Here is an 11,768-nt window from a genome sequence, read left to right on the forward strand (position 1 = left end):
ACTTACTCCTCTCCGTAAAAAGCACGATTGAGCTTTTTCTCGTTTTCTGAGATGTCGTAGTCGCTATCTTCTATCTCGGAATAGTTGACGTATAGGTTATTATTATCCACCAACTCCAGCAAGACTTGTTTTTGTTCAGCTAGTGAAAGTTTTTCGAACTCTGACTTTTTCAACTTTTTAGGGTCGACACGATAAGATAGGAACGAAGACTTTTTAGCCTGTTCAAATAGTTGAGATAGAGTTTCAGGCTCTCTTGCCTCTAAGACTGTATTTTTAAAATCCTGGGCATCATTTTTCAGTTCACAGTAAACAAATGAAGCACCACCAGTCCAGTTGACGTCTTTAGAAATGCCACCCTGTTCACCGTCAATTACTTTTTTCAATCGCTCAACTGAAACCGTCTCAATGTAATCCATCTGTTCAATACCAATATATTGACGGTTCATTTTGTGAGCGACAGCAGCTGTTGTACCGCTCCCCATGAAGAAATCAAGAACGATATCATTTTCGATTGTAGAAATTTGTAAAATATCCTTTATCAGTCTTTCGGGTTTGGCATACGAAAAAGCATCACGATTAGACAAGTTAGTCATTTCATCGTTTCCATCTTTATTTTTTGTTTTAGCTAATAAATCCGTAATAAATTCTTTTAACAAGGTATCACTACTTGAATAAACTGGTTTTGACTTAGACATATCTTCATCTTTAAAAACACGTCTAAAAGGTCTATCACCTTTCATAAAGTCATAGTCATCTGGAAATCCAATTCCTCCATTTTGATACCACTCATAGAATGTATCTTTTGTAACAGCCCACGAACGGTTAGGATTAACGGGGTATTCTTTACCTGTTTTGGGATTCACCATTGTAAAATTAGAATTTGGTCGTTCAATTACTGTTCTTTGACTTGTTAAATCAGCTGTACGCCAAGGACGGTTAGGAAAATCTGAAGTTTCATAATATTTTCGTTCTACTTCACGACCAACGATTGCATCGCCTTCGTTTCCTTTTGTGTATACTAAAATCCAATCAAAATCCTGAGAAAAGTTAAAAGGAACATCCGATTTTCCATCACGAGTTTTTCTTGGTAGTGTCCCAATAAACTTATCTTGTCCAAAAATAGAATCACTTAATACTTTTAGATAGTGCATACCATCTTCACCCGTATGAATCCAGATAGAACCTTTATCACTAAGTAACTCTTTAGCTATTTCTAATCGATTTTTCAAAAACACCAACCACGTTGACATTTTAAAATTGGAATTGTATTGAAAAGCATCTCCAATATTTTTTCGAAAATAGTATGGAACGTCAATATAAATCAACTTGACCTTCCCAGCAAAGCGTTTCTTGAGGCTATGCAGTGTAAGCAGATTGTTCCCTTTGATAATAAGATTATCCGTGTCTTTCAATTCCTCAACTGCATGTTCACCGTCTTTATCATAACGTTTGAAATTGCTCAACACCTTCTCGTCCAGCAAGCGATTGATTTCCGCTGGAGCAAGCGTCTCGTTAAAGAAAACCTCTTGACGTTTCACATCGTCCTTGGTTTGCCCTCCCTCAAGCACACAATCTTTATAAGGAAAATTCAGCACAACTTCTTTAGTTTCAGAAAGATAGTTTCTGTCTGGCATCCCAAGACCTATTTTTGTTTTGTAGGCTGTAAAGCTGTCAGGCAAGAACTCCTTGTTATTTAGAAATTGCAAAAAGATATCTTTTTTAAAAACTAAAACCCCATCTTGCAGTTTTGAAAAGAAGTGATTAGCGATTGTTTCATTACTCATCAACTGATTGAGCAACTCAGGACTGTACTGCCGTGCCAGCTCTGCTAGTTTATTTTTATTTAGTACGCCGTCCACTAAAAACTTAGGATTTTTAGCGAGGACTTGCTCCAATTCTTGTTTCATATATGGAATTTCCTTCTCACTTAAAATTTGTGAAGAGCTGATAGTATTCCTTTATATGTATATATAAAGGAAGGGTATACCCTTCGGTTTTATTCAATTTTCTAGTTCTATTATAGCATATTTGAACATGTTTAAAAGAAATGATAAAAAAGCTTGAGGAACCACATATTTCCTCAGGCTTTTCTTATCCTTTAAAAGTGACAATAGTCGCACCACTGCCTCCAGCATTTTGTGGGGCATAGCCAAAACTCTTGACATGTTTGTTTCTTTGTAGATATTTGCTGACACCTTCACGGATAACACCTGTTCCGATACCATGGATGATATCCACTTGAGCCATATTATTAAGCAAGGCTTGGTCGATAAAGGCATCTAGCTCATTCATAGCCTCTTCATAACGTTTGCCTCGAAGATCCAGTCTGGCTTGTGGACCACGACCAGAAGTTCGTTTCACAACATTGACCTGTTTCTTCTTGACTGGTTTTTCTTGCTGAGCTTGAACAAGGTCAAATTCTTTTTCTTCCAAGGTCATCTTGATCAAGCCAACTTGAGCTTCCCAGCGGCCATCCTTGAGTTGACTGGTCAAGGTACCACGCTGTCCATAACTGAGAACCACGATATCATCTCCCACCTTTGGAGCTCGTTTTTTCTTGGCCTTTTGAAGAACCTTATTTTTAGACAAATCTACTTTTTCAGGAGCCAATTTTTTCAACTTGGCCTTGGCTTCAATGATTTCATGAGGTTTGAGTTGAGATTTACTATGGAGATTTTTAAGAATCTGGTCACTCTCACTGAGGGCCATGTCCACAATCTCAGCAGCCTGTTCACGCGCCTTGTTAAGCTCTGTTTCCTTTTCACGATTAAGCTCGTTGTAAAGTTTTTTGAGAGCACGGTTCATCTTGAGATTTTCTTGCTCCACCTCACGAATATTATCCAAACGTTTACGGCTTTCCAGCGTCTGATCTTCCAGCTGCTCAATAATCCGATTGACATCATTGTCCTGATCGACCTGCTGACTGGCATCTCCTACGATAACTTCAGATAGGCCTAGACGTTTGGCAATCTCAAAGGCATTGCTTCGGCCAGGAACACCCTGCATAAAGCGATAGGTTGGGCGAAGAGTCGCAGTATCAAACTCCATACTGGCATTTTGCACAAAGGCTGTCTCAATACCGTAGGCCTTGAGTTCGGGATAGTGGGTGGTCGCCATAGTCTTGACTTGACGCAGGCGAAGGTCCTCCAGAATAGCCATGGCGAGGGCTGCTCCCTCTTGAGGATCTGTACCAGCCCCCAACTCATCCAAGAGTAAGAGTGAATGTTGATTGACCTTGCCAAGAATATCCACGATATTGGTCATGTGGCTAGAGAAGGTAGACAAGCTCTGTTCAATAGACTGCTCATCGCCAATATCGGCAAAGATTTCTTCAAAAATACCAACACGACTTCCCTTATCTGCTAAAATCGGCAAACCAGACTGAGCCATCACCTGTGTCAAACCCAGAGTTTTAAGCATGATGGTCTTCCCACCTGTATTGGGACCTGTAATAACAATGGCTATTAAATCTTGACCAAAATGGACATCATTTGCGACGGCATTTTTGACCAGAGGATGGCAGACATGGAGCAGTTGAATTTCTTGATTTTCTGACAGCTGAGGCACGACTGCTTGTCTTTCTTGGATAAATCGAACCTTGGCACGAATCAAGTCCAGATGACCGATAATCCAAGCGTCATTAGCAATCTCAGCCGCATGAGGGCGGACACGCTCAGAAATTTCTTGAAGAATTCGAAGCATTTCATAACGCTCATCTGCTCGCAAACTGGCGATTTCTTCGCTCAGTTTGACCACCTCACGAGGTTCGATATAGACGGTATTTCCACTAGCAGAAATATCATGGACGACACCTGCAATCTTATTGCGGTAGGTGTTTTTGACTGGTAAAACCTGACGGCCATTTCTGCTGGCAATAATCCCTTCTGTCAACATCTGCGCTTTTTGCTTAAGCAAATCTTGCAAGACATCGCGGACCTGACTCTCGCTATCATGGATTTTTCTGCGGATTCGCGCTAATTCTTCACTGGCAAAATTTTCAATGAAACCTGCATCATTAAAGGCTTGGAGATTTCCTTGTAATTGCGGAAAATCATGTAATTTCTCAAACCAAAGGGCTAATTCTTCCAAGCTGACATTTTCCAGATTAGCATAAAAACTTTGCAGTTCTCGGCTGGCAAGAAGTACGCGCTTCAAGAGTAGGAACTCCTCGATATTGAGGTCCGCTCCCATCTCCAACTTCTTGCAGACTCCTGCGATTTCCTTAGTTGCGAGAATAGTAAAATGCGGTTGCTCGACAAAGAGAGCCTGCATTTCCTTCATCTCAGCAAAAGCCTGTTTGATTTTATCTGCTTTGGCAGTCGGAGCCAGCTGTCTCAATTGCTCCAAGCCCTGCTCGGTCAACAAATGGGGTTCAAACAAAGCCTTGACCTTATTGAACTCTAATGTTTCTAATATTTTCTTATTCATCGTTATTTCCTTGTCTTTGAATGTCTATACTCTTCGAAAATCAAATTCAAACCACGTCAGCGTCGCCTTACCGTACTCAAGTACAGCCTGCGGCTAGCTTCCTAGTTTGCTCTTTGATTTTCATTGAGTATTATGTGTAGTAACTTTTTACATTCAGTCAAATCTGTAAACAAAGGGCTAGGAAAACTCCTGCCCTTTTTATCCGATTAAATTTGTCACCCAGATTTGTTTGAGCCAACTGGTTGTTACCGGTATGCTCTGGATGATGTGTTTTGCGACGATACTCTTTTCAAGAGGATTTTGTATAGCTGCCATGGGGATGGTCGCCAAGATTGTCAAGGCCATTTGCAAGACAAATAAGGTCACCAACATGGACAAGACACCTGCTGAAACTTGGAACAACTTACCACCCAGTTTTTTACTAGGAAGTAAGTGTAAGAGGAGACCAAGCAAACGACCGATACTATAGACAATCCCAAATACAAGCAAGTAACCGATCCCTGCGTAAAAGACCTTATCCAGCTGAAAGAGTTGATCCGATGGGAAAAAGAAAGTTCCCTGACCTTCCTGCGGATTTGCATAAGGAAGTAATAAATGGAACTGCTCTCCAAGTCCCTTATAAAACTGGCCAGCCATAAAAGCCGATGCCATAGCTGAAATCAGGTAATAAATCTGTAAGAGCAGGCCTCTCCGATAGCCGATATAAAATCCCCAAGCCAAGACCAATAGAAGAAGGAGTGAAATCATAAGGAATCCTCAATCTTGCTCTGTTCTTGCTTGCAAGTCACAAGCTTGTGACGGAGTTCTTCTAGCTCTTGTTCCTTATCGTCAAATTCAATCTCACGGCTGAGCTGAGTTGATAAACAGTTGACTGCCAACAAAAGAGCGATTGTTTCATCATCTGCGCTAGGCATTTGTTCTTTAATTGCTTGGTATTTTTCTGTCGCAACCTTGGCGATTTCCTCCATAAAGAGATTATCATGCTCGCTTGTCAAGGTTAATGATTTTTTTCCGAATGTAAATTTGAATCGATTTAGATTTGCCATAAAATTCACCTCACGATATTATACCAAAATTCGCTAACTTTGTCAGTTTTTACAAATTTGCCTGCTTTTGTGGTACAATAGAAACTATGGCAAGTATAACACTCACACCAACTGAAAAGGAGATTCAGGCTTTTCTTGAACACTATCAAACCAGTCTGGCTCCCAGCAAGAATCCCTATATCCGCTACTTTTTGCGACTACCTCAAGCAACGGTTTCTATCTATACTTCTGGAAAGGTCTTGCTTCAGGGTGAAGGAGCTGAGAAGTACGCTCGTTTCTTTGGCTATCAAGTTCTAGAGGAAAACAGCGGACAAAATCTTCCTTTGATTGGGACGGATGAGGTTGGAAATGGTTCCTACTTTGGTGGGCTTGCAGTTGTGGCTTCCTTTGTCACACCTGACCAGCATGCCTTCTTGCGAAAACTCGGTGTGGGAGATTCTAAAACTCTGACCGACCAAAAGATTCGTCAGATTGCTCCTATTCTCAAAGAAAAAATCCAGCACCAGGCACTGCTTCTCTCACCAAGCAAATACAACGAGGTCATCGGAGACCGCTACAATGCTGTTTCGGTTAAGGTTGCCCTCCATAATCAGGCTATCTATCTCCTCCTTCAAAAAGGCGTTCAGCCTGAGAAAATTGTGATTGATGCCTTTACCAGTGCTAAAAATTATGATAAGTACTTGGCACAAGAGGCCAATCGTTTCAGCAATCCTATCAGCTTAGAAGAAAAGGCTGAGGGCAAATACTTGGCTGTCGCAGTTTCTTCTATCATTGCGCGTGATCTCTTTCTGGAAAATCTTGAAAATTTAGGACGAGAACTGGGTTATCAACTTCCAAGTGGAGCTGGAACGGCTTCTGATAAGGTGGCTAGCCAGATTTTACAAGCCTATGGCATGAAGGGACTCAATTTCTGCGCCAAACTGCACTTTAAAAATACTGAAAAAGCGAAAAAACGCTTAGAAAGGTAAATTATGAATTCATTTAAAAATTTCCTAAAAGAGTGGGGATTGTTCCTCCTGATTCTGTCATTACTAGCTTTGAGCCGTATCTTTTTTTGGAGTAATGTCCGCGTAGAAGGACATTCCATGGATCCGACCCTAGCGGATGGCGAAATCCTCTTTGTTGTCAAACACCTCCCTATTGACCGTTTTGATATCGTAGTGGCCCATGAGGAAGATGGCAATAAGGACATCGTCAAGCGAGTAATCGGAATGCCTGGCGATACCATCCGTTACGAAAATGATAAACTTTATATCAATGACAAAGAAACAGATGAACCTTACCTAGCTGACTATATCAAACGCTTCAAGGATGACAAACTCCAAAGCACCTACTCAGGCAAGGGATTTGAAGGAAATAAAGGTACTTTCTTTAGAAGTATCGCTGAAAAAGCTCAAGCCTTCACAGTTGATGTCAACTACAACACCAACTTTAGCTTTACTGTCCCAGAAGGAGAATACCTTCTCCTTGGAGATGACCGCTTGGTTTCGAGCGACAGCCGCCACGTAGGTACCTTCAAAGCAAAAGATATCACAGGGGAAGCTAAATTCCGCTTCTGGCCAATCACCCGTATCGGAACATTTTAAGAAATCGAAGAGGCCGAGAATCAACACTCTCAGCCTCTTCTTCTATCGTGAGACGATAATTATTCACTACCCAGTTTGATTAAGATAGAAACAAAGTTATACTCAATGAAAATCAAAGAGCAAACTAGGAAGCTAGCCGCAGGCTGTACTTGAGTACGGCAAGGCGAAGCTGACGTGGTTTGAAGATATTTTCGAAGAGTATTAACTCTCACCTATTTATGCAAAGGAATCTTATGGAAGTTTATTTTTCAGGAACCATTGAACGGATTATTTTTGAAAATCCCAGCAATTTTTATCGCATCCTCCTCCTAGAAATTGACGATACGGACGCAGAAAACTTTGATGATTTTGAAATCATTGTCACGGGCACCATGGCTGATGTGATTGAGGGAGAAGACTATACTTTTTGGGGACAAATTGTCCAGCACTCCAAGTATGGGGAGCAACTGCAAATCAGCCGGTATGAACGCGCAAAACCAACTAGCAAGGGTTTGGTTAAGTACTTTTCAAGTAGCCATTTCAAGGGAATTGGTCTCAAGACAGCTCAGAAAATCGTGGATACCTATGGCGACAATACCATTGACGAAATTTTGCAACACCCGGAAAAGCTAGAAGGCATCGCAGGACTATCTGCCAAAAATCGCGAGGCTTTCGTCTCCACTCTCCGTCTCAACTACGGAACGGAGATGGTTTTAGCCAAACTCGCCAACTACGGCATTCCCAATAAATTAGCCTTTCAGATTCAAGACTTTTACAAGGAAGAAACCCTTGATGTGGTTGAAAATTATCCCTACCAGCTGGTTGAGGATATTAAGGGTTTGGGATTTACCATTGCTGACCAATTAGCGGAAGAACTAGGCATCGAAAGTCAGGCTCCTGAACGCTTCCGTGCTGGTCTAGTTCACAGTCTTTTTCAGGCCTGTATGGAAACAGGGGACACCTATGTTGAAGCACGGAATTTGCTAGAACAAACCCTTACTCTCCTTGAGTCTTCCCGCCCCGTGGAACTGGACCCCAGCCAAGTGGCCCAAGAGCTCTCCTACCTGATCGAAGAAGACAAGGTTCAGCAGATTGATACCAAAATCTTTGATAATAGTCTCTTTTTCGCTGAGGAAGGCATCCGCAGTCACTTGGTTCGTATCCTTGAAAAAGGAAAACAGAAGAGCCAAGATTTAGAAACCATTCAAAAACATATCACTACTGTCGAGGAAGAGCTGGGAATTGAGTATGATAGCATTCAAAAACAAGCTATCTGTGATGCTATCCAGAATAAGGTCTTTATCCTGACAGGTGGACCTGGCACTGGTAAGACAACTGTTATCAATGGGATCATCGCTGTTTACGCCCTTTTAGAAGGACTTGACCTCAGGAAAAAAAGCAATCTGCCCATTCTTCTTGCTGCTCCAACTGGTCGAGCTGCTCGCCGCATGAATGAATTAACAGGCTTGCCAAGTGCGACCATACATCGTCACTTGGGAATGACAGGTGACGATGATACCAGTCATCTGGAAGATTATCTGGATGCCGACTTTATCATCGTAGATGAATTTTCTATGGTGGATACTTGGCTGGCAAATCAACTCTTCTCCAACATCTCTTCTAACAGTAAAATTCTCATCGTAGGTGACAGCGACCAGTTGCCTTCTGTCAGTCCTGGACAGGTTCTAGCGGATCTGCTTCATATTCCTTTGATTCCTCAGACTCGCTTGGAAAAAATTTACCGGCAAAGCGAAGAATCAACTATCGTCACCCTAGCTAGTCAGATTCGACAGGGCATCTTGCCAGCTGATTTCACCCAGAAAAAAGCTGACCGTTCCTACTTTGAAATTGCTAGTGGCCATATTCCAGCTACGATTGAAAAAATCTTAGGCGCTGCTCTCAGAAGTGGTATCCCTGCCCGTGATATCCAAGTTCTGGCTCCCATGTACCGAGGGACTGCAGGGATTGATGCCATCAATCAACTCATGCAAGACCTCCTGAACCCACCACAAAAAGATCAACTCAGTTTTGAAGCTCCCCAGTGTCACTATCGTAAGGGAGATAAGGTCATTCACTTAGTCAACGATGCTGAAATCAATGTCTTTAATGGAGATTTAGGAGCCATCACAGACCTGATTCCTGGTAAATACACCGAGTCGAAACAAGACGAGATTGTCATTGATTTTGACGGTAATGAAGTCTCTTACCCCCGTAACGAATGGTATAAGATTCGCCTAGCCTATGCCATGAGTATTCATAAGTCTCAGGGAAGTGAGTTCCCTGTTGTCATCCTGCCTATCACTAGTGCTAGTAGGCGTATGCTGGAGCGCAATCTCATCTATACAGCCATTACACGCGCCAAAAGCAAGCTTATCTTACTAGGCGAATTACAGGCCTTCGACTATGCTACCCAGCACATCGGAACTGCCCGAAAAACCTATCTGATTGAACGTTTCAGTGATCTACTAGAGAATGTTGAAGAAAAGCAACCAGCTGTCTCTGAAACAGCCACATCAAGCACTTCTGAACAATCCTACATCCTGACCGAAGAAAACTGGGACAGCATCCCAGCAATGATTGGGATTACAGACGCAGACCTCAAAGAGATTTTTGGAAAATAGTGCATAAGAAAACCCACCTAGTCAGGTGGGATTTTTGTTTATTAAGATTATTTTACTGTTGCTGTGCTTGTGATCAATTCAACAGCTTTTTTGATTGTGATATCGTGTTTCAACATATCAGCTGAAAGCAAGCTTTGTACTTGTGCAACTTCCATGTTGTAGTCTGCTGCCAATTGCTCAACTTCTTTTTGGATTTCTTCTTCTGAAGCGTCAAACCCTTCAGCTTTGGCAACTGCTTCTATAACAAGGTTAGTCTTAGTACGTGACTCAGCTTCTGCTTGGTATTGATTGTGAAGGTCTTCTTGAGTAGTTCCAGTGATTTGGAAGTACATGTCAGGGTTGATACCTTGACGTTGCAAGTTTCCAAGGAATTCGTTTACTGAGCGGTGAACTTCTTCGTGGATCATTTCTTCTGGAAGTTCTACGATTTCAGCGTTTTCTACAGCTTTATCAATTGCTGCACCTTCTACTGCATCTTTGTAAGCTTCTTCTTTAGCAGCAGCCAATTCGTTGCGGTATTTTTCTTTCAATTCAGCAAGTGTTTCAACTTCTTCGTCGATGTCTTTTGCAAGTTCATCATCAAGAGCTGGAACTTCTTTAGCTTTAACTTCGTGGATAGTTGTCACGAATTTAGCTTCTTTACCTGCAAGGTCTTCTGCTTGATAGTCTTCTGGGAATGTTACGATAACATCAACAGTTTCGCCAGCTGAGTGACCTACCAATTGGTCTTCAAAGCCAGGGATGAATTGACCTGAACCAAGTCCAAGTGAGAAGTTTTCACCTTTTCCACCATCAAATTCAACACCGTCGATAGAACCAACGAAGTCGATGACAACAGTGTCACCGTTTTCAGCAGCAGCTTCTTTGATAACCAATTCAGCCAAGTTATTGCGTTCGCGTTCGATACGCTCTTCAACGTCAGCGTCAGTTACTTCTTTTTCTAGATCAACTGATACTTCAAGGTTTTTGTAGTCACCCAATTTTACTTCAGGTTTTGTAACGACTTCAGCAGTGATAACCCAGTCTTGACCTTTTTCCATTGAAGTTACGTCAATTTTTGGTTGAGCAACCACTTCAAGACCAGCTTCTTTTACAGCTGCTTCATAAGCGTTTGGCAAAAGAGCGTTCATAACGTCTTGGTAAAGTGACTCTTCACCAAATTTTTTGTCGAAGATAGGACGTGGAAGGTGACCTTTACGGAAACCTGGGACATTAAGAGATTTCTTCACTGAGTTGAAGACACGGTCCAATTCTGGTTTGATTTGGTCTTGAGAGATAGTGAAAGTCAAGACACCACGGTTTGTTTCTTTGTTTTCAAATGATACAGACATTCTGTCATTTCTCCTTAAAATTTTTTAAATACAGTCTATTATAACATAAATGGACGACTTTTTTCAAGTAATGACTGCGCTTTTCAATGATGGGAGAGGTACTTGCTCACTTCTCCAATATTATTTTTACATAACTATTAAAAGTCTTCATGACCCACCAAGTGGTGCTGAAAGGCATAGACAGCCGCCTGGGTACGATCGCTGACTTCAAGTTTGGCTAGGATATTGGACACATGGGTCTTGACCGTCTTGAGAGAGATAAACAGTTCGTCTGCGATGCGCTGATTTTCGTAGCCCTTGGCGATGAGTTGAAGCACATCTCGCTCACGCGCAGTTAAGTCCTCATGTAGTTCTATATGATTGCGGTGGTATTCGACCTTCTTACTGACCTCTTGCTCAATGGCCAGCTCCCCAGTAGCTACCTTACGAACAGCGTGCAGCAATTCATCCGCACTTGAAGTCTTGAGCATATAGCCCCTAGCACCAGCATTTAAGACAGGCATGATTTTTTCATTGTCTAAGTAAGAGGTCACAATCAAAATCTTGGCTTCAGGCCATTCTTTGAGGATGGCCAAGGTCGCGTCAATTCCATTCATCTCAGGCATGACGATATCCATGACAATGACATCTGGACGCAGTTCCAAGGCCAAGTCAATGCCTTGAGATCCGTTGGCAGCCTCACCTACAACTTCTACATCATCTTGGAGGTCAAAGTAGCTTTTCAAGCCCAATCGGACCATTTCATGGTCATCTACTAGTAAAATTTTCATCTCTACT

At 42.0% G+C, this 11,768-nt stretch carries 9 protein-coding genes; 3 read left to right on the top strand and 6 right to left on the bottom strand.

The window, feature by feature from the left end; all coding sequences use genetic code 11:
- Positions 1-2: 2 nt before the first annotated feature.
- The 4 genes from STYK_RS08430 to zapA form a co-directional block, all read right to left on the bottom strand.
- Entirely contained in the window at positions 3-1,907 is a 1,905-nt protein-coding gene (locus STYK_RS08430) for a DNA methyltransferase (RefSeq protein WP_261804881.1), read from the bottom strand.
- 184 nt (positions 1,908-2,091) lie between these two features.
- Positions 2,092-4,428: an endonuclease MutS2 gene (locus tag STYK_RS08435; RefSeq protein WP_261804882.1), complete on the bottom strand. Its 2,337-nt coding sequence runs from the start codon at positions 4,426-4,428 to the stop codon at positions 2,092-2,094.
- 198 nt (positions 4,429-4,626) lie between these two features.
- A complete protein-coding gene (locus STYK_RS08440; protein WP_261804883.1) occupies positions 4,627-5,175 on the bottom strand; it encodes a CvpA family protein in 549 nt (182 codons plus the stop codon).
- A complete protein-coding gene (gene zapA / locus STYK_RS08445; RefSeq protein ID WP_000002019.1) occupies positions 5,172-5,474 on the bottom strand; it encodes a cell division protein ZapA in 303 nt (100 codons plus the stop codon). Before zapA ends, STYK_RS08440 begins: the two co-directional genes overlap by 4 nt.
- 86 nt (positions 5,475-5,560) lie before the next feature.
- Here zapA and rnhC point away from each other — a divergent pair, with 86 nt between their 5' ends.
- The 3 genes from rnhC (at position 5,561) to recD2 (ending at position 9,660) form a co-directional block, all read left to right on the top strand.
- Positions 5,561-6,442 (top strand): ribonuclease HIII, encoded by an 882-nt coding sequence (gene rnhC / locus STYK_RS08450; protein WP_261804884.1) that lies wholly within the window; start codon positions 5,561-5,563, stop codon positions 6,440-6,442.
- A gap of 3 nt (positions 6,443-6,445) precedes the next feature.
- Complete coding sequence (lepB, locus tag STYK_RS08455; RefSeq protein WP_004245100.1) at positions 6,446-7,060, top strand: signal peptidase I; 615 nt, start codon at positions 6,446-6,448, stop codon at positions 7,058-7,060.
- Between the two features lie 233 nt (positions 7,061-7,293).
- Complete coding sequence (gene recD2 / locus STYK_RS08460) at positions 7,294-9,660, top strand: SF1B family DNA helicase RecD2 (RefSeq protein WP_261804885.1); 2,367 nt, start codon at positions 7,294-7,296, stop codon at positions 9,658-9,660.
- A gap of 47 nt (positions 9,661-9,707) precedes the next feature.
- Here recD2 and tig read toward each other — a convergent pair whose 3' ends face one another.
- Positions 9,708-10,991, bottom strand: coding sequence for a trigger factor (gene tig / locus STYK_RS08465; RefSeq protein ID WP_261084707.1), 1,284 nt, complete (start codon positions 10,989-10,991; stop codon positions 9,708-9,710).
- 137 nt (positions 10,992-11,128) lie between these two features.
- A complete protein-coding gene (locus tag STYK_RS08470) occupies positions 11,129-11,761 on the bottom strand; it encodes a response regulator transcription factor (RefSeq protein ID WP_049486946.1) in 633 nt (210 codons plus the stop codon).
- Positions 11,762-11,768: the final 7 nt, after the last annotated feature.

Source organism: Streptococcus toyakuensis, assembly GCF_024346585.1.
GTDB lineage: Bacteria > Bacillota > Bacilli > Lactobacillales > Streptococcaceae > Streptococcus > Streptococcus toyakuensis.

Bases quoted from the DNA above. Each gene is read 5' to 3' on its own strand.
- STYK_RS08430 (WP_261804881.1), bottom strand. From the start codon at position 1,907: ATGAAACAAGAATTGGAGCAAGTCCTCGCTAAAAATCCTAAGTTTTTA.
- STYK_RS08435 (WP_261804882.1), bottom strand. From the start codon at position 4,428: ATGAATAAGAAAATATTAGAAACATTAGAGTTCAATAAGGTCAAGGCT.
- STYK_RS08440 (WP_261804883.1), bottom strand. From the start codon at position 5,175: ATGATTTCACTCCTTCTTCTATTGGTCTTGGCTTGGGGATTTTATATC.
- zapA (WP_000002019.1), bottom strand. From the start codon at position 5,474: ATGGCAAATCTAAATCGATTCAAATTTACATTCGGAAAAAAATCATTA.
- rnhC (WP_261804884.1), top strand. From the start codon at position 5,561: ATGGCAAGTATAACACTCACACCAACTGAAAAGGAGATTCAGGCTTTT.
- lepB (WP_004245100.1), top strand. From the start codon at position 6,446: ATGAATTCATTTAAAAATTTCCTAAAAGAGTGGGGATTGTTCCTCCTG.
- recD2 (WP_261804885.1), top strand. From the start codon at position 7,294: ATGGAAGTTTATTTTTCAGGAACCATTGAACGGATTATTTTTGAAAAT.
- tig (WP_261084707.1), bottom strand. From the start codon at position 10,991: ATGTCTGTATCATTTGAAAACAAAGAAACAAACCGTGGTGTCTTGACT.
- STYK_RS08470 (WP_049486946.1), bottom strand. From the start codon at position 11,761: ATGAAAATTTTACTAGTAGATGACCATGAAATGGTCCGATTGGGCTTG.